The 19075-nt window shown below is 61.8% G+C and carries 14 protein-coding genes and 1 pseudogene; 11 read left to right on the top strand and 4 right to left on the bottom strand.

From position 1 onward, the window contains the following. Positions 1-277 precede the first annotated feature (277 nt). From cyoA to FFM53_RS31110, 5 genes and pseudogenes are all read left to right on the top strand, one after another. Positions 278-1443: pseudogene (gene cyoA, locus FFM53_RS31130) on the top strand (ubiquinol oxidase subunit II). 42 nt (positions 1444-1485) lie between these two features. Beyond that, the gene (gene cyoB / locus FFM53_RS31125) at positions 1486-3489 is read left to right on the top strand and encodes a cytochrome o ubiquinol oxidase subunit I (RefSeq protein ID WP_138389795.1); all 2004 of its coding nucleotides are present in this window, start codon (positions 1486-1488) and stop codon (positions 3487-3489) included. A 6-nt stretch (positions 3490-3495) separates the two neighbouring features. Continuing rightward, positions 3496-4116: a cytochrome o ubiquinol oxidase subunit III gene (gene cyoC, locus FFM53_RS31120; RefSeq protein ID WP_138389796.1), complete on the top strand. Its 621-nt coding sequence runs from the start codon at positions 3496-3498 to the stop codon at positions 4114-4116. Continuing rightward, positions 4113-4514, top strand: coding sequence for a cytochrome o ubiquinol oxidase subunit IV (gene cyoD, locus FFM53_RS31115; protein ID WP_129419331.1), 402 nt, complete (start codon positions 4113-4115; stop codon positions 4512-4514). The genes cyoC and cyoD overlap by 4 nt, the downstream gene beginning before the upstream one ends. Further along, positions 4511-5299 carry an SURF1 family protein gene (locus FFM53_RS31110; RefSeq protein ID WP_138389797.1) on the top strand — a complete coding sequence of 263 codons (789 nt, stop codon included), beginning with the start codon at positions 4511-4513 and terminating at the stop codon, positions 5297-5299. The genes cyoD and FFM53_RS31110 overlap by 4 nt, the downstream gene beginning before the upstream one ends. Here FFM53_RS31110 and FFM53_RS31105 read toward each other — a convergent pair. The 3 genes from FFM53_RS31105 to FFM53_RS31095 form a co-directional block, all read right to left on the bottom strand. Continuing rightward, positions 5294-7222: a hybrid sensor histidine kinase/response regulator gene (locus FFM53_RS31105; RefSeq protein WP_138389798.1), complete on the bottom strand. Its 1929-nt coding sequence runs from the start codon at positions 7220-7222 to the stop codon at positions 5294-5296. The two genes, FFM53_RS31110 and FFM53_RS31105, sit on opposite strands and share 6 nt — an antisense overlap. 68 nt (positions 7223-7290) lie before the next feature. Further along, entirely contained in the window at positions 7291-8697 is a 1407-nt protein-coding gene (locus FFM53_RS31100; protein ID WP_138389799.1) for an FAD/NAD(P)-binding protein, read from the bottom strand. 353 nt (positions 8698-9050) lie between these two features. Continuing rightward, on the bottom strand, positions 9051-9668 hold the full coding sequence (locus FFM53_RS31095) for a flavodoxin family protein (protein ID WP_138389800.1): 618 nt from the start codon (positions 9666-9668) through the stop codon (positions 9051-9053). Between the two features lie 122 nt (positions 9669-9790). Here FFM53_RS31095 and FFM53_RS31090 point away from each other — a divergent pair, with 122 nt between their 5' ends. From FFM53_RS31090 to FFM53_RS31070, 5 genes are all read left to right on the top strand, one after another. Continuing rightward, positions 9791-11752, top strand: coding sequence for an ABC transporter ATP-binding protein (locus tag FFM53_RS31090; RefSeq protein ID WP_173883700.1), 1962 nt, complete (start codon positions 9791-9793; stop codon positions 11750-11752). A 92-nt stretch (positions 11753-11844) separates the two neighbouring features. Beyond that, positions 11845-13743, top strand: coding sequence for an ABC transporter ATP-binding protein (locus tag FFM53_RS31085; RefSeq protein WP_138389801.1), 1899 nt, complete (start codon positions 11845-11847; stop codon positions 13741-13743). Between the two features lie 211 nt (positions 13744-13954). Then, on the top strand, positions 13955-14254 hold the full coding sequence (locus tag FFM53_RS31080; protein WP_138389802.1) for a hypothetical protein: 300 nt from the start codon (positions 13955-13957) through the stop codon (positions 14252-14254). A gap of 214 nt (positions 14255-14468) precedes the next feature. Next, positions 14469-15509, top strand: coding sequence for a LacI family DNA-binding transcriptional regulator (locus tag FFM53_RS31075; RefSeq protein ID WP_138389803.1), 1041 nt, complete (start codon positions 14469-14471; stop codon positions 15507-15509). Between the two features lie 127 nt (positions 15510-15636). Next, positions 15637-16674 (top strand): LacI family DNA-binding transcriptional regulator, encoded by a 1038-nt coding sequence (locus FFM53_RS31070; RefSeq protein ID WP_138389804.1) that lies wholly within the window; start codon positions 15637-15639, stop codon positions 16672-16674. A gap of 177 nt (positions 16675-16851) precedes the next feature. Here FFM53_RS31070 and FFM53_RS31065 read toward each other — a convergent pair whose 3' ends face one another. Continuing rightward, the gene (locus tag FFM53_RS31065) at positions 16852-18051 is read right to left on the bottom strand and encodes a multidrug effflux MFS transporter (RefSeq protein WP_138389805.1); all 1200 of its coding nucleotides are present in this window, start codon (positions 18049-18051) and stop codon (positions 16852-16854) included. A 268-nt stretch (positions 18052-18319) separates the two neighbouring features. On the opposite strand from FFM53_RS31065, the gene FFM53_RS31060 reads away from it, so the two are divergent. Further along, positions 18320-19060 carry a TetR/AcrR family transcriptional regulator gene (locus tag FFM53_RS31060; RefSeq protein ID WP_138389806.1) on the top strand — a complete coding sequence of 247 codons (741 nt, stop codon included), beginning with the start codon at positions 18320-18322 and terminating at the stop codon, positions 19058-19060. The last annotated feature ends 15 nt before the right edge of the window (positions 19061-19075 follow it).

The raw sequence follows: 19075 nt of genomic DNA, 5'->3' as shown, positions 1-19075 counted from the left end.
CACGGCTCAAAATGAGGCCTGGGCGGAAAAAATAGCGTGATTGGCCCGGCGATTTTTCCCGGGAGACGCTGGCTTGGCCGCCTCTTGCGGATATATTGATTTGAAACAGCGCTGGCGAAAGAATCCTTCTTGAATTCATCAGGATTCCAAAGCTGTAGTGCACCATGATTTGTGCCGCAGTGCGGCATGATTGCTGCACTGCGACCAAACACCTCATGTCGCTATCCGGTTCAGTGCGTTAGTCGCGGAACGAACGAAACAACAAGAGCTTAGAGACGTGCTAAAACTGGTGAAGTTTTCCCGCCTTCTATCCGTCTTGCCGCTGCTTTTCCTGGCAGGATGCAACATGGTGGTCATGGCGCCCTCCGGCGACATCGCCGCGCAACAGCGCGATCTCATCGTCATCTCGACGGTGCTGATGCTTTTGATCATCATCCCGGTGATCTTCCTGACGCTGTTCTTCGCCTGGCGCTACCGCCGCTCAATACGGCTGCCACCTATGCGCCGGAATGGCACCATTCGACCCGCCTCGAAATCGTGATCTGGGCAGCGCCGCTTGCGATCATCATCGCGCTCGGCGCCGTGACCTGGATTTCCACCCATAAGCTCGATCCCTACCGCCCGCTCGACCGCCTCGATGCGGAGCGCGCCATTCCGGCCGATACCAAGCCGTTGAACGTCGAGGTCGTGGCGCTCGACTGGAAGTGGCTGTTCTTCTATCCCGAACTCGGCATTGCCACCGTCAACGAGCTCGCTGCCCCGGTCGACATGCCGATCAATTTCAAGATCACCGCCTCCTCGGTGATGAACTCCTTCTACATACCTGCCCTTGCCGGCCAGATCTATGCGATGCCGGGCATGGAGACGAAGCTGCATGCCGTCATCAACAAGGAAGGCGAATATGAGGGCTTCTCCGCCAATTACAGCGGCGCAGGCTTCTCGCATATGCGCTTCAAGTTCCACGGCCTTACCCAAGAGGGATTTGACGCCTGGGTGGCGCAGGTCAAGGAGCGGGGCACAATGCTCAACCGCGACGCCTACCTGAAGCTCGAGAAGCCGAGCGAGAAGGAACCGGTGCGTTATTATGCCGGCGCCGATGCCGACCTTTACAACGCCATCCTCAACATGTGCGCCACGCCCGGCAAGATGTGCATGAACGAGATGATGCACATCGACATGATGGGCGGCGGCGGCAAGGAAAGTGCCGAGAACCGCGAAAAGCTGCAATATGACAACCGTTATGCCGACGAAGGCATCGTGGCGCCCGCCGCCACCGTGCCGGCGACAGGGGCTCCGGCGCGAAGCGAGCCCGCCGAGCGTACCGACGGCAACACCATGCAGCACGACATGCCCGGAACTGACATGCAACATCAGGGTCATTCCATGCCCGGCATGAGCAATGGCGCCGATCCGGCGCCGGCGCAGCTCAACAATAACAATTAACCTGGCGCTTTGCGTCGCAAGACATAATGAACGGGTTGTTCCATGTTTTCCAATCCTGACCTCCTGAAGTTCGTCTTCGGCCGGTTGACCCTCGATGCCATCCCTTATCACGAGCCGATCCTGGTCGTGACCTTCATTGGCGTCGTCATCGGCGCCATCGCGTTGCTCGGCATCATCACCTATTTCAAGTTCTGGGCCCCGCTCTGGCGGGACTGGATCTGCAGCGTCGATCACAAGAAGATCGGCATCATGTATGTGATCCTGGCCGTCATCATGCTGTTGCGCGGCTTCTCCGACGCGATCCTGATGCGCATCCAGCAGGCGATCGCCTTCAACGGTTCGGAGGGCTACCTGCCGCCGCACCATTACGACCAGATCTTCACCGCTCACGGCGTCATCATGATCTTCTTCGTGGCGATGCCCTTCGTCACCGGTTTGATGAACTTCGTGGTGCCGTTGCAGATCGGCGCGCGCGACGTCTCCTTCCCCTTCCTCAACAACTTCTCTTTCTGGATGACCACCGCCGGCGCGATCATCATCATGCTGTCGCTGTTCATCGGCGAATTCGCCCAGACCGGCTGGCTCGCCTACCCGCCGCTGTCGGGCGCGGCCTACAGTCCGGGCGTCGGCGTCGACTATTATATCTGGGGCCTGCAGGTGGCCGGTGTGGGAACGACGCTTTCGGGCATCAACCTGATCGCCACCATCGTCAAGATGCGTGCGCCGGGCATGACCTTCATGAAGATGCCGGTCTTCACCTGGACGGCGCTTTGCACCAACGTGCTGATCGTCGCCTCATTCCCGATCCTGACGGCAACGCTCGCCCTGTTGTCGCTCGACCGCTATGCCGGCACGAACTTCTTTACCAACGACCTCGGCGGCAATCCGATGATGTACATCAACCTCATCTGGATCTGGGGTCATCCGGAGGTCTACATCCTCGTGCTGCCGGCCTTCGGCATCTTCTCGGAAGTCGTCGCCACCTTCTCCGGCAAACGCCTGTTCGGCTACGCCTCGATGGTCTACGCGACCTGCGTGATCATGATCCTGTCCTACATCGTCTGGCTGCACCACTTCTTCACCATGGGCTCAGGCGCCAGCGTCAACTCCTTCTTCGGCATCACCACGATGATCATCTCGATCCCGACGGGGGCGAAGATGTTCAACTGGCTCTTCACCATGTATCGCGGCCGCATCCGCTATGAGGTGCCGATGCTGTGGACGGTCGGCTTCATGGTGACCTTCGTCATCGGCGGCATGACCGGCGTCATGCTTGCCGTGCCGCCTGCCGACTTCGTGCTGCACAATTCGCTGTTCCTCATCGCTCACTTTCACAACGTCATCATCGGCGGCGTACTCTTCGGCATGTTCGCCGGCGTGAACTACTGGTTCCCGAAGGCGTTCGGCTTCAAGCTCGATCCCTTCTGGGGCAAGATGAGCTTCTGGTTCTGGCAGATCGGCTTCTGGTTCGCCTTCATGCCGCTCTACGTGCTGGGTCTGATGGGCGTCACCCGCCGCATGAGCCAGTTCGAGGACCCGTCGATACAGATCTGGTTCATCATCGCCGCTTTCGGCGTCGGCCTGATTGCGCTTGGCATTGCCGCCTTCCTGATCCAGATCGTCGTCAGCTTCATGAGGCGCGAGGAATTGCGCGACGACAGCGGCGATCCCTGGGATGGCCGTACGCTGGAATGGTCGACCTCCTCGCCGCCGCCGGAATACAACTTCGCCTTGACGCCTGTCGTGCACGATCATGACGGCTGGTACGACATGAAGAACCGCGGTTACGCGCGTCCGCTGGAAGGTTTCCGGCCGATCCACATGCCGAAGAACACCGGCACCGGCGCGATCCTGTCTGCTATCAGCGTCGCACTCGCCTTCGGCCTGATCTGGTACATGTGGTGGCTGGCCGTCGTCTCCTTCGTCGCCATGCTGGCTGTGGCGATCGGCCATACCTTCAACTACAGACGCGACTTCTACATCCCCGCCGAAGAGGTAACCGAAACGGAAGGCAAGCGCACCGCGCTGCTTGCCGAGCAGGTGTAAGAGACCATGAGCGATCACACCATCGACACGGCCGAAAAGCCTGAATTCTACCTGACGGTAGATCATCATCCGGAGAACAGCACCAATCTCGGTTTCTGGCTCTACCTGATGAGCGACTGCCTGATCTTCGCGGTGCTGTTTGCCACGCATGGCGTGCTCGGCCGCAATTATGCCGCCGGCCCGTCGCCGGCCGATCTCTTCGATCTGCCGATCGTTGCCCTCAACACCTCGATGCTGCTGTTCTCCTCGATCACCTACGGCTTCGCCATGCTGCAGATGGAGCGGAACGCAAAGGCGGAAACGCTGTTCTGGCTTGGCGTCACCGGCCTGTTCGGCGCGGCTTTCATCGGGCTCGAGCTCTACGAGTTCATCCACCTGATCCATGAAGGCGCCGGGCCGACGCGCAGCGCCTTCCTGTCTTCTTTCTTCACACTGGTCGGCACGCACGGTCTGCACGTCACCTTCGGCATCATCTGGCTGATCACGCTGATGGTGCAGGTATCGATGCACGGGCTGATCGAGGCCAACCGCCGCCGCCTGATGTGCCTGTCGATGTTCTGGCACTTCCTCGACGTCGTCTGGATCGGCGTCTTTTCCTTCGTCTATCTGTTGGGAGTTCTCGGATGAGTTCGCAAGCACCTGCACATGAGGACGCCCACGAGGCTCATCACGGCCACAGCCACGGCCATCAGGCCGGCCATGGCACGTTCCGCAGCTACATGACGGGCTTCGTGCTCTCCGTCATCCTGACCGCCATTCCCTTCTGGCTGGTCATGTCAGGCGTCTTCGCCAGCCCGACGCTGACGGCGGTTCTGGTGATGGGCCTGGGTGCGATCCAGATCGTCGTCCACATGGTCTTCTTCCTGCACATGAATACCAGGAGCGAGGGCGGCTGGACGATCATGGCGCTGATCTTCACCCTCATCATCGTCGCCATCGCGCTCTCCGGTTCGCTCTGGGTCATGCATCATCTCAACACCAACATGATGCCGATGAGCCCCGAGATGATGAAGAACATGCCGTGACGGTCACGAAGGGGCGGCGGCAGCGTCATCCGCAGGCTCCCTCGGAAAAATCGGAAAGACGGCATTATCAGGTCAAACGCGCGATCTTCGCCGGCTGCCTGGTGCTGCTTGCCGCGGCACTTTCCGCACTCGGCACCTGGCAGGTCGAGCGGTTGGCTTGGAAACGCGACCTCATCGCCCGCGTCGACCAGCGTGTGCATGCGTCACCCGTGCCGGCCCCGGCGCGCGCCGACTGGGACCAGGTCAATGCCACTGATGACGAATATCGGCGGGTGACCGCGGCCGGGATGCTGGCGAACGACAAGGAAACGCTGGTCTATGCCTCAACCGCGCTGGGACCGGGATATTGGGTGTTGGCGCCGCTGACGCTTGCCGACGGGACATCAATCCTCATCAATCGTGGTTTCGTGCCGACCGACCGGCGCGACCCGGCCTCGCGCCGCGAGGGTGAACTATCCGGCCGGGTCGAGATCACCGGGCTGATGCGGATGACGGAGCCGAAGGGATCGCTGCTGCAATCCAACGACGTCGTAGCCGACCGCTGGTATTCGCGCGATGTCGCAGCGATCGCGCAAAAGCGCGGCATCGGTGCGATCGCGCCCTATTTCATCGACGCCGATGCGGCTGCCAATCCGGGAGGCCTGCCTGTCGGCGGCCTGACCGTCATCGCTTTCCCCAACAACCATCTCGTCTACGCGATCACCTGGTACGCCCTGGCGGCAATGGTGCTGGCATTGCTGGTGTTCATTCTTCGCGGTGAGAGGGATAGCCGACGCCGCTTATGAAGCGATCCGGCTGATCGCCTCGGCGAGCTGCGCCTGCGAGAAGGGTTTGCCCAGGCGGGGCAGATCGACGATGCCTGCCCCTTCGGGGATTTCGGCGTAACCGGTTGCGAGGATGATCGGCATATCAGGCCATTCGTCGCGGATCGCCTGGGCGAGCTGCGCGCCCGTCATGCGCGGCATGGCATGGTCGCAAATCACCAGATCGACCTGCTGCTTGCGCAGGATGTCGAGCGCCTCGGAACCCGCCATCGCCTCGAATACGGTATGGCCGAGATCCTCGAGCATCAGTGTCGTATTCATCAGCACCAGACCATCGTCATCGACGGCGACGATGCGCAGCCGACGCGGCGCGTTTTCCTCGCGTTGCGGCAGGTCTGCAGCTACCGCGGTCACCTGCTCGGCAATGACGACCGGGAACCACAATTCGGCCGTCGTGCCTTGGCCGAGGCTGCTCTTCAGGATGAGGCGGCCGCCGGACTGGGACGCAAGGCCCTGAACCATGGAAAGGCCGAGACCGGTGCCTTTGCCGATACCCTTGGTGGTGAAGAACGGCGTGATTGCCTGCTCCACCGTCTTTGCATCCATGCCTTCGCCTTCATCGACTACCGCGATGCGCACATAGCGGCCGGGCGGCAGCGGACTCTTGCCTGACGGGACCGATTCCTCGGAAGCGCGAAGCGCGATCCGGCCGCCGGATGGCATCGCATCGCGGGCGTTGACGACGAGGTTCAGGATCGCCATCTCCAGCTGGTTCGGATCGGTCATGATCGTCGGCAGCCTGACGGGGAACGAGGTCTCGATCACGGTGAGCGGGCCGAGCGAACGGCTCAGAATATCCATCATGCCACGGACCAGTCCGGAGACGTCGATCGGCTCCATGTGCAGTTCCTGCCGGCGGGAAAAGGCCAGCATGCGCTGCGTCAGCGCGGCACCGCGCTGGGCGCCCTGCATGGCGTTGTCGACCAGCGATGTCAGCGAGAGATCCTGCGGCATGCGCTTCTTCAGGATTTCGAGACTGCCGAGCACAGCCATCAGCAGATTGTTGAAATCATGGGCGATACCGCCGGTCAATTGACCGATCGCCTCCATCTTCTGCGACTGGAAGAGCTCTTCGCGCGCCTGCTCCAGTGCCCGCTGGGTCTCCATCTTCTCGGTGATATCGCGGGTGATCTTCGCGAAACCGAGCACATCGCCTTCGTCGTCCCGAATGACGTCGATGACGATGCTGGCCCAAAAACGGGTGCCGTCCTTGCGGACACGCCAGCCTTCCCTCTCGAACCGGCCCTCGGCGCGCGCAATATCGAGCGCGGTCTGCGGCACGCCGGCTTCGCGGTCCTCGGCGGTATAGAAGGTCGAGAAATGCCGGCCGATGATTTCTTGCGGTCGATAGCCCTTGATACGCTCGGCGCCGAAATTCCAACTGCTGACATTGCCGTCGGGATCGAGCATGTAGATCGCATAATCCGAGACGCCCTGGACGAGCCGGCGGAATTGTTCCTCGCTCTGGCGGATAGTCTGTTCAGCTGCTCTGCGTTCGGTCAGGTCGCGGGTGATCTTGGCATAGCCGATGAGCTCGCCGGAGGGACGACGGATCGGATCGATGATCACATGCGCCCAGAAGCGGGTTCCATCCTTGCGCTGGCGCCAGCCTTCCCCCTCGAACCGGCCATGCTCCTCCGCCGTGGCGAGCGCGCGTGCCGGTATTCCCGCGGCGCGGTCCTCTTCCAGATAGAAACGGGAAAAATGCTCGCCGAGAATTTCAGAAGGCTTGTAACCTTTAAAGCGCTGGGCGCCAGTATTCCAGCTGGTGACGATGCCTTCGGGGCTCAGCATATAGATAGCGTAGTCGGTGATGGCATCGACCAGAAGGCGAAAGCGTCCCTCTTCGTCAAGAGACGTGTCATGTCGATTCAGCACTTCCATCGGCCCCTCGGATTCACCAGCGCTTTATAACGCAGCAGGGGGCGGATGGTTCCGAAACGGCCCGAATTTCAGACGGCCTTGACCTGCGGGTAGAACCTCTCATTGATCCGCTCGGCAGCGGCATAGGCCTGCGACACGATCTCCGGCACGAGATCGATATCGGGCAGGCTTCCGAGACCGAGCGGGCCGACTGCAAAGAGCCCGGCGACCGTCGAACCATCCTCCAGGAAGGGCTCACCGCGCGCATTGACCGCGAGCCCGAGCGAAAGCTCGTCCGGCATGGCGAGGCCGGCGGAAAGCAGGCTCTGCATCAAGGGTGCTGAAAGATCAGGCGCCTGGCAGCGGCAATCGATGATGCGCTCGGCATGGATGACTTCCTCGGCAGCGGAACCGGCCGGTGTGAAGAACAGGCCGCTCAAGCCCCGGCGGCCGGCCCGGCCGCGGCGCAGCACCGTGCGGCCTTCGGCGAGCTCGCGTTTCAGGCGCAGGTGCATGGCTTCCGGCAGGCGGTTGCGATGGCTGTCGTAGATTGCCCTGAGATGGCGGTTGAACTGATGCTTGTCGCGCGCCGGCAGCGAGCGCCAGAGCGAACGGGCATGTTTTCTGAGGCCGTTCATCACCGATTGCCAGCTTCGCCCCGCTTCCTCCGCCTCGCGACAGGCTTGACGGATGAAGCGGACGATCTCCGGCAGGCTCTGCGGCAGCGCTTCGGCGGGGAAGACCGGATCGGCGGAATTCGGCGTATGGCTCTGGGGCAGGAATCCGCGCCGGGAAATGATCGTCACCTGGCCGGCATAGCCGGAATCGCGCAGCTGCAGCAGCTGGTCGACGACGCGGATGCCGCTGCCGAGCAACACCGCATGCGGCCGCGCGACGAGGCGCTGGGCCCTGATTGGCGAAACGTCCTCGCCGCCGGCATCCGGCGCGGTCAGGCCGTAGCCGGTGGCGAGGATGACGGTGTCAAACAGCGGGTTAGCTGGATTGGCGCTTTCAAGCAGGAAGCGGTTGCCGTGGCTCCTGCGGATCGCCACGACCGGATCGTTGCAGACCTGGACGGTGATGTCCCTACGCGCGGCAAGCGCTTCCGAAAAGCGCTGGTAGACATAATCGCTGAAGATCTCCTTCGGCACGAAGATCTGCCGGAATCCGGGAATGGCGGCCGGCACGGCGGCGCGGAAGGCGGCATTGCTGCAGAGCCAGTCGTTGAAATCGTCGTTGTCGCCGACCGAAACCGAGAGATCGCGGACGCGGGTGTTGAGGATCGTCGAGGAACGGACTGAGGCCAGCGCCTGCCCACCGCTGACCGACGAATTCGGATCGAACAGCTGCAGGTGGAAGGGCGCGCGCACCGTCTTCATCAGCGCGATAGCCGTCATCATGCCGGAAAAGCCGCGCCCGACGATCGCAATGCGCGGTACGGCTGATATCTGCGCCGCCGCATTGGCTCTGGCGGAAAAAAGTCCCTGAACCGTCATCACAACTCCTTTGCGGCTTCATCCGCACCGTGGGTCGATCGAGGTTTCAACGCATAAAACAGCGGTTCACGCGTTGATGAGGTTCATGCGGCCATTCAAAACACCTGCCGCGGCATCCGGGTCCGAACCAGCGGCCCCGCAAGAGAACTAGGTGAGCAATCACGCTCATCCATAGTCTATCAAACTAGTAGTGTATGAAAGCGCTAAATGGCGCAGGTGGCAAGAGGTTTGTTGTTAAATCACTTCAAGATATTGAAATATATTAGAATTTAGAACTCTCCTGTGGGAAGTCTGGCGAGTTTTGCACCCCGAACTGCGAACGGATCGTTGCAAATGTCAGATCGCCAGCGACCTCAGCGGCCCTCGCCCGGATATTGTTTTGCCTTCAGCAGGCCCGCCAGATGCGCCGTGTTGCGCGCCAGCATGTCGACGGCTTTCGTCACGACCTTCGGCACCTTGTCGAGATCGACGAAATTGGTGGAACCCATCGCCTCGCCAACCCAATAGGCGACCGCATTCGCCGGAATGGTGAAGCCGACGTCGTTCAGCGCCTGAAAGAGCTCGGCCGATACATGATGGGCGCCGTCCTCATTGCCCACGACGGCAACAGCCGCGACCCTGCCATAGGAAACCATACGGCCATCTTCGTCCGTTTCCTCGAGGAAGGCGTCCATGCGCTCCAGCGCCCGCTTGCAGACACTGGACGGCTGGCCGAGCCAGATCGGCGTCGCCATCAGCAGGATATCGGCGGAGAGCACCTTGGCGCGGATATCAGGCCAATCATCGCCGGGGCCTTCGTCGGATGTTACGCCCGGCTTGACGTTGAAATCGGCAAGGCGGAGCACTTCGGTCACAACGCCGTGTGCGGACATTGCCTTGTCGATAAGACCGATCATCCGGTCGGTCGAGGACGCCTCCTTGGCGTCGCTGCTCTTCAGCGTGGCGTTGAGGGCGAGGGCTTTCAGCGGCATGGGTCTCTCCGGCACCGGTCGGCGGTTGGCATTCGCCTGCTGCAACCCCTTCGCCCACAGATTGTTCCCGCCGGGATGCGAGGAGACCTCACGTAAAAATAACCAACTGGTGAATTCTTTACTTGAACCCCCAAATGGAATCGGCAAAAGTGAAGGTGCAATCAATCCCTTCATGGATTTGCCGTCTTTTCGGGCCAGCGTCCGACCACACATCTATTGGAAAAAATACCGTGAGCAGCGATGTGTTAACACGCGCGACGAAGCCTTCGGCTTCGATGGCGCTTGCAACTGCGGCAGGCTGGGGCCGAGGCCTCTTCACATTGGTGCGCATCACCATGATGGCCTTCCGCCACCCCTGGCAATCCGGCTTTGCAATCGGCGCCACGCTTGTTGCCTCCACCTTCCAGCTGATGATCCCGCGCCTTCTCGGCCAGGCCGTCGACCATACGCAGATGGCGATGAGCGGTGGTGCGGCGGGTCTGCTGGCACAGGACGCGCTTTTGACCACGGCATTGTTGCTGCTTGGCGCCAGCGTGCTGCGCGGCCTCTTCACCATGGTCCAGAACTATTACAGCGAAGCCGTCGGCCATCACATCGGATATGAGTTGCGGCTGGCCTGCTACGAGAAGATCCAGCGGCTCTCCTTCAGCTTTCATGACACCGTTCATTCCGGCGACCTGATCACCGTCGGCCTGCTCGATCTCGAAGGCGTGCGCATGTATTTTTCCACCGCACTCGTCCGGATGATCCTGCTGTCGACCCTGATCGGCATCGGCGCCTATATGCTGCTGTCGACCGATGTCGTGCTCGGCCTCCTGGCGCTGAGTTTCGTGCCCTTCGTCGGCTGGCGCTCATCGGTGACGCAGCTCAGGCTACGCGCCACCTGGCTCGACCTGCAGGAGCGGCTTTCGGTGCTGACCCGCATCATGGAGGAAAATCTCGGCGGTATCCGCGTCGTGCGCGCCTTTGCCGCCCACGAACACGAGATTTCGAAATTCGAGGTGGCGTCGAAGAGCGCGCTGGCGCTCGCGCATCAGCGCGTCGGCATCCGCGTCACCAACACCAGCGCCATGACCTTCTCCTTCTTCGCTGCGATGGGTCTGGTGCTCTGGGTCGGCGGCGGCAAGGTAATGTCGGGTGAAATCACCGTCGGCACGCTGGCCTCGTTCCTGACCTTCATGACCATCCTGCAGATGCCGGTGCGCCAGCTCGGCCTGATGGTCAATGCCTTTGCCCGCGCCTCCACCTGCGGCTCGCGCCTCTTTGCCCTTCTCGACCTCGACGTCGCGATCAAGGATGCGCCGGATGCGACAGAGCTGAACGTCACGGACGGCGTGCTGCGCTTCGAGAATGTCAGCTTCGCCTATCCCGGTTCGGAAAAGCGCAGCGTGCTCGACGATGTCTCCTTCGAAGCCAGGCGTGGCCAGACGATCGGCATCGTCGGCCCGCCCGGCAGCGGCAAGTCGACGATCGCCCATCTCATTCCCCGCTTCTACGACGTCAGCGGCGGCAAGATCACGATCGACGGTCAGGACATCCGCAAGGCGACGCTGCAATCGCTGCGCCGGGCGGTTGCCGTCGTGCAGCAGGATTCCTTCCTGTTCACGACGACGATCGAAAACAACATCGCCTATGGCGACCCATGGGCGAAGGAAGGCCGCATCGAGCGCGCCAGTGAAAGCGCCCAACTTCACAATTACGTGCTTGGCCTGCCAATAGGCTACGGCACCGTCGTCGGCGAGCGCGGCGTTTCGCTGTCCGGCGGCCAGCGGCAGCGTCTTTCGATCGCCCGCGCGCTGATGTTGAAACCGGCGGTGATGGTGTTCGACGATTCGACAGCGGCTATCGACGCCGCCACCGAACAGCGCATCCGCGGCGCCATGCGCCGCTATGCCGCCGACCGGGTGACGATCATCGTCGCCCACCGCCTGAGCTCGCTGATGCATGCCGACCAGATCCTGTTCGTCGAAGACGGCCGGATCGTCGAGCGCGGAACGCATGAAGCGCTGCTTTCGCTCGGCGGGCGCTACAAGGCGCTCTACGACCTGCAGGTGCGGCCGGGCGACGAGGTCTTGAGCGCCTAGCAATGAATTCCGTTCTTCTGCCCACCAGGGAGAAGAGCGGACAAGCAATGACTATGCAGGCCACCGGACGTGATGGCCGCGGGAGGAATGGCATGGCCGAGGAACTGGAAACCGAGCGTCCCGACGTTCGCGAGGATGGACGCCGCCCGCCGCGGGCGGTGGTCGGTTCGCATCGCGTCGAGGAGGAGATGTTTGGCAAGGCCTTCGACGGCAATATCGTCAAGCGCATCTGGGTTTTCGTTCACCCCTATCGCCGCCAGGTCCTGTGGTCCGTCGTCGCCGTTCTGACCTTCACGATGATGCAGCTCACCATCCCGCTGATCATCCGCTATGCCATCGACCACGGCATGTCGCCGGGCGGCAACCATTCGGCCCTGGTGTGGTCGATCGTCGCCTTCACGATTGCCATCCTCATCAACTATGCGGCAAGCTATGCGCAGGAGACGCTGGTCGGCGGCGTGGCCGAGGACGTGCTCTTCGATATCCGCAAGGCGATGTTTTCGCATCTCCAGCGCGTCTCGCTGTCCTTCATGGACAAGACCGAAGTCGGCCGGTTGATGTCGCGCCTGCAGGGCGACGTCAACTCGATGCAGGAATTCCTCGAAACCTCGGTGCTGTCAGTCGGCGACATCGTGCTGCTCTTCGGCATCGTCTTCGTGATGCTCTATCTCGATTTCAAATTGGGGCTGCTGACGCTCTCGGTGCTGCCGGTGCTGTTCATCGTCCGGCTGTTCTGGCTGCCGCTGGCCCGCAAATCCTTCATGGCCGCGCACGAGACCAATTCGGTCGCGAACGGTGCGCTTGCAGAAGCGATCCATGGCGTGCGCGCCGTCCAGAGCATGGACAGGCAGGGCGTCAACTTCACGCTTTACGACGACAAGGCGCATGCCAACCTCAAGACGCATCTGACGGCGGCGCGCTATGCGCAGGTGATGGTGCCGATCGTCGACAGCCTGACCGGCGTGGCGATGGCGCTCGTCATCGTCGTCGGCGGCGCGCGCGTTCTCAATCAGGCGCTCGATGTCGGCGTGCTCGTCGCCTTCCTGTTCTACATCCAGCGCTTCTTCGACCCGATCCGTTCGCTGACCCTGCAATATTCGGTGATGCAGCGCGCCATGGCGTCCGGCCAGCGGCTGACCGAAGTGCTCGACGTGCCTGTCGACATCAAGGACGCGCCCGACGCCAAAGCCTTGTCGCGCGACATGGACGGATCGGTGGAATTCAAGGACGTCGTCTTCGGCTACAATCCGAAACACCCGGTGCTGAAGCACGTCAGCTTCAAGGTCAATCCCGGCGAGACGGTGGCGCTGGTCGGGCCGACGGGGTCCGGCAAATCGAGCTGCATGTCGCTGATCCATCGCTTCTACGACGTGCAGCAGGGCCAGGTGCTGGTCGGCGGCGACGATGTGCGTGATCTGACGCAGGATTCGCTCGGAGCGCAGATCGCCATGGTGCTGCAGGAGCCCTTCCTCTTTACCGGCACCGTCTTCGAGAACATCCGCTACCACAAGCTGGAGGCGACGCGCGAACAGGTGATCGAGGCCGCCAAAGCCGTCGGCGCGCATGACTTCGTGATGCGCCTGCCCGATGGTTACGACAGTGTCCTCGGCGAGCGCGGCGGCAACCTCTCGCTCGGCCAGCGCCAGCTTTTAAGCTTTGCACGCGCATTGGTGGCGGACGCGAAGATCCTCGTCCTCGACGAAGCGACGGCCAATATCGACAGCTATACCGAGATGCTGATCCAGAAGGCGCTGGTGAAGCTGCTCGAAAACCGCACCGGCCTCGTCATCGCCCATCGCCTCGCAACGATCCGCGAGGCGGACCGCATCATCGTGCTGCAGAACGGCGAAATCATCGAAAGCGGCGACCACCGTCAGCTGATGAAGAACGGCAAGCTCTATTCCAAGCTCTACAATCTGAACTACTCCTCCTTCGACGACATTCCCGAAGACGTGCTGGAAGAGACGGCGGCAGCGGAGTCGGCGACCTAGCGCATCGTGCTTTCCGAAAATCGGAATCGATTTTCGGAAAGCACGATGCGAGGATTGAAAGTGTTAGAGCGACCTTTGTGCGTCCATGAGGACGCACGGCGCTCTAATCTCAGGCGACATGCATTAACGCCTGTCGCAAAGTTTGAACGAACCGACGACTTGCTGCCGCATTTCCCTTTTATCCGGGGCGAGTGCCACTGAGGAGAATATTATGAAGAGAGTTACCAGCAGCCTGTTGATCGCAACGGCCCTTGTTGGATTGGCCATTCAGCCCGCTGCGGCGCGTGATCGCCATCACCACGATAACACCGGTCGAATTATCGCCGGCGGCGTTGCCGCAGGTGTTGTTGGCGGGCTAATTGGCGGCGCAATCGCCAATGGCGGCGGCCCTCGCTATGTCGATGGTCCTCGCTATGTCGAACCCGCGCCGAGATGCTGGTATGAGGACCGCGATGTCCGCAACCGCTACGACGGCGGCTATCATGCCGAAACTGTACGCGTCTGCGAATAACCGGCAGACTTGGCCTTCCCCATGGCGGCGCGGATCTGATCATACGTCGTCGCCGCTGATTTTCGCCCATCAACCGAGGCTGCATCCGGCAGCCTCGGTTTTTCTTTGCTTGGGCCAATGAAGTTAATTCGCAGTCACTCCTCATAGCAAAAATTTCGGGCTGCCACGGCCGCCTGTCATCCGACTGTCAGAGACGATCAATAGCTGAAAGCCAATGAATGATGGTCCAGTGAACGGCGACAAGACGCCAAAGAAAGAACGCATGCGCTTCGTCAGCGCCGAGCAGGTGGCGCAATTGGCGGGCGTTTCGCGCTCCGCCGTCTCGCGTACCTTCACGCCGGGCACGAGCGTCGCGCCTGCAACGCGCGAAAAGGTGCTGCGGGCGGCTGAAGAACTCGGCTACCATGTCAACGACCTGGCGCGCGGCGTGCTTGCCAATCAGAGCCGCCTTGTCGGTATCGTCGCGACCCGGCCGGAAGTGGGTTTTCGCGCGCATCTGGCCGCAGCGCTTGCCAAATGCCTGATCAAACGCGGCAGCATCCCGATTCTCATCAACACCGGCCAGACGGAAGAAGAGCTGCTGGCCGCCCAGAAGATGCTGATCGGCCACCGTGCCGAGGCGATCATCATCCTGTCCGGCTCGCCGCCGGCGAGTTTCTTCGAACTCGCGCAGCGAAATGGCCAGCCGCTCGTGGTGATCGGCCGTTCGGAACCCGACGCCGACCATGTGCGCGCCGGCAACTCCGAGGCCTCCCGCAAGGCGGCGACGGCCTTTTATGAAAGCGGCAGACGGCGGCTGGCGGTCATCGGCTCCAACACCGGAACGCCTGCTATCATCGAGCGCGAAAGCGCCTTCCTGTCGACAGCCGAGTCGCTCGGTGTATCCGTCGTCGTCGGGCGTGGCGGCGATTCCGATTATGACGGCGGCGTCAGCGCCGCACGCGCGCTCTTCTCGCAGACGATCAAACCCGACGCCGTCTTCTGCGCCAACGACCAGATCGCTTTCGGGCTGATGGATGTCGTGCGCCTGGAAACGCGGCTGCGCATTCCCGAGGATGTCGCCGTCATCGGCTTCGACGACGTGCCGGAATCCTCCTGGCTGAGCTATCAGCTGACCACCTTCCGCCAGGACCCGCTGACCATGGCGCAGCGCGCCGTCGAACTGATGGAGCGGCGGCTTGAAAACCCGGACTTGCCTCCGGGTTACGAACGCGTCATTCCGGAGCTCGTCATCCGCCAGAGCTTCAGACTCTGACCCCTCCCTCTGTCTTTTCGCAGGCGCCATCCTGTGGCAAGAAGGGCTGACGGTTTGACGCATGTCGTTATCCCAAAACCGCTGCACAGTTTTGGGCGACATGCATTGGGGAGGAAGATCGCCGCAGATGAAGGGAATTCGCCAGCTCGCCGAGCATCTCGACATTTCGATCGGAACGGTGTCCCGTGCTCTGAACGGCAAGCCCGACGTCAATGACGAGACGCGCCGGCGCGTGCTCGCCGCCGCTGAAGAGCTCGGTTACGTCGCCAACCAGTCGGGCCGCAGCCTTCGCCAGGGCATGACGAACGTCATCGGGCTGATGCTCGAAGTGAGCCGCGAGACGATCGAAAACAGCGACGACTTCTTCCTTGGCGTCACCGACGGGCTGCAGAGCGTCTTTTCTCGCCACAAGCTCGATCTCGTCATGCTGCCCTGCCCCGATGACGAGGACCCGCATGAATATCTGAAGCGCATGGTGGCGCGCCGGCTTGTCGACGCGCTGATCCTCTCGGCGACACGACGAACCGATAGGCGCATCGAGCTTCTGGAAAAGGCCCGCATCCCCTTCGTGGCGCTCGGGCGCAGCGCGTCGGGCGGCAGCTACACCTGGATGGACCTCGATTTCGAGGGCGTGGCGGCGCGCGGCGTCGACCGTCTGGTCGCCAAAGGCCACCGGCGGATCGCGGTAGCTGCCCCCTCCTCCGACATCAATCTCGGCTATCTCTTCGTCGACGCCTACCGCCAGGCGCTGCAACGGCACGGTATTGCCTTCGACCCGGCCCTCGTCATCCGGGTCAAGTCGAGCGAACAGGGCGGTTATCAGGCCGGCCACGAATTGCTGATGATCGAAGAGCGGCCGACGGCGATCATCCTGATCCACGAGCTGATGGCGATCGGGCTCTACCGCCGGCTTGCCGAGGCCGGCATCGTGCCCGGCCGCGACCTCGCCGTCGTCGGTTTCCGCGAGGAGCCGCGCACGCATTTCCTGCAGCCGACGCTGACCTCCTTCCGCATGTCGCTACGCGATCTCGGCGCGCAGCTCGGCGAAACCCTGCTCGCCACCATGCCGGCCTATGCTGATCACTATCCGCAAGGCGCCCGCAACAGGATCTGGCCGCTGGAACTCGTTCCAGGCGAAAGCGACGCTTTCACGCTGACGGCCTGAAGCCCGCCGCGGAGATACTTTTGGCGGCTTGATCAGACCCGGCTAGGGGCCGCCGAGATTTCCGACCGAATTGATGGCAGCAAGGCCCGCCGCAGCCCCTGCACCCGCGTTGCATTTTCTCCGAGGCCACGACCAGTCATGTGGCCGCACCTGGAGACCGGGTGCGGCCTGCTTCGATCATTCAGCTGCGGCAACAGCGGCGCGGCGGCCGATCGTTGCCTGGGTCAGCACGAAGGCTGCGAAGGCGCAGAGGGCGATGCCGGCGGCCATCGGAACGGCTGTGCCGTCGAAGAAGACGCTCGATATGACCATAGCAACGGCGGCAATCACGAAGTGCAGCGTGCCCATCAGCGACGAGGCTGTGCCGGCGATCTCGCCGTGATCCTCAAGCGCGAGCACCGCGCTCGTCGGGATGACGAGGCCGAGGAAGCCGTAGCCGATGAACAGGAAAGTCGCCAGGACAGGCAGTTGATTGAAGCCCGCGGCCATCACCACCGCCATGACGACCATGGCAAGGGCAAAAGCGCTGACCGCAATCCGCATGACGCGCACGAGGCCGAAACGCTCGCCGAGCCAGCCCGTCGCCTGCGATACCGCGAAGAACGACACGGCGTTGATCGAGAAGGCGAAGCTGTATTGCGTCGGCGTCAGCCCGTAATGCTGAATCAGCACGAAAGGCGAGTTGGCGAGATAGACCAGGAAGCTCGAAATGCCGAGGCCCCCGATGAAGGTCAGCGTCAGGAAATTGCGGTCGGCAAGCAGCAGGCGGTAGGCCGCCATGGCGCTTTTCAAACCGCTGCCGCTGCGTTCGGTCGCCGAACGGGTTTCGTCAAGCTGGGTGGCAAGCAGGACGAGGCCGATGAAGGCGGCGATCGTCACGGCCCAGAATACGCCGCGCCAGCCGTAGAACTCGATGACGGCGCTGCCGGTCAGCGGCGCCAGGATCGGCGAGATCGAGAAGACCAGCATTAACAGCGACATCAGGCGGGCGGCCTGCACGCCGGTATGCATGTCGCGAACGATGGCGCGCGGAATGACCATGCCGGCGGCACCGCCGATACCCTGAACGAAACGGAAGGCGATCAGCGTTTCGATATCGGTCGCCAGCGCACAGCCGATCGAGGCGACGGCGAAAAGGCCGATGCCGAGATAGAGCGGCAGCTTACGGCCCCACATATCCGACAGCGGACCATAGACGAGCTGGGCGAGCGCAAAGGAGATGAAGAAGGCAAGAAGGGTAAGCTGGGTGACGTTGTTATCGGCATGCAGGTCCTGGCCGATGGACGGCAGCGCAGGCAGATACATGTCGATGGCGAAAGGCCCGATGGCCGACAGAAGGCCGAGAATGAGGGCAATGCGAAAGAAGGGAGCCGTCATAATGGTGATCTTTCATAAAAGCGCAGCGGAAATACCGGATCGTCGCTCCGCGACATTGCTCTGAGAGCGCCGTGCGTCCTCTCGGACGCACAAGGACGCTCCAACACTTTAAATCTACGCACGTGCTTTCCGAAAATCGGTTCCGATTTTCGGCGATGCGCGGGCTCAATGATGATCGTTCGCGCAAAGACGAAGTTGGGAGCTCATATCTCAGCGGCGGAACCAGGAGTGTCAACAAATTTGGACACGTATGTAAAATTAGACGCCATTGTCTAAAACGTCAAGACGTCTTATCTTCACTCTCATGAAAGATCGCATGACACCGGCAGTCCGGATGACGGGGCATACGCAGCGCGGACAATGCGCCAAGCGCATGTCGATCCTCGATGCCGCGGCAGACGTATTCTGCCGCCAGGGTTTTGCCGGCGCCAGCATCGACGAGATCGCCGCCGTTGCCGGTGTCTCGCGCCAGACGATCTACAATCACTATCGCGAGAAGGAAACGCTGTTCGTCGCCGTCGTCGAAGACGTCATGAACCGCGCCAACGCCATGCTCTTCTCCGTGCTGTCGACCTTCCCGGATCGTGCCGACAATCTGGAAGACGATCTGACGGCCTTCGCCGTGCGCCTCAACAAGAACTGCATCTGCAACCACGATGGAAAATTCCTGCGCAAGCTGGTGCAGACCGAGGGCGAGCGATATCCGCACCTCTTCGAAAGCTGGCGCCAGCAGGGGCCGGGCAAGCTGACCACCGCACTGTCCGCACTTTTCGGGCGGCTTGCCCATAAGGGCGCGCTCGCCATCGATGATTTCGACGTCGCCGCGAGGCAGTTCGTGGCGCTCGGCAATGCCGATCTGCAGATGATGATCCTGCTCGGCGGCACGCCCACCGACGAAGAACTGGAAAACGCGGCGCGTAACGCCGTCCATACCTTTCTCAAGGCCTATGGCAGGCCGGAGGCGGAAAAGGCCGGCCATCCGCCGCAGCTCGCAGCCATATCCGGCTGATCAGGCCCTTACGAT

The sequence above is a fragment of the Rhizobium indicum genome (assembly GCF_005862305.2).
Taxonomy (GTDB): Bacteria; Pseudomonadota; Alphaproteobacteria; order Rhizobiales; family Rhizobiaceae; genus Rhizobium; species Rhizobium indicum.
The sequence above is the reverse complement of the archived record's forward strand: the minus strand, read 5'-3'. Positions and strand labels throughout refer to the sequence as shown.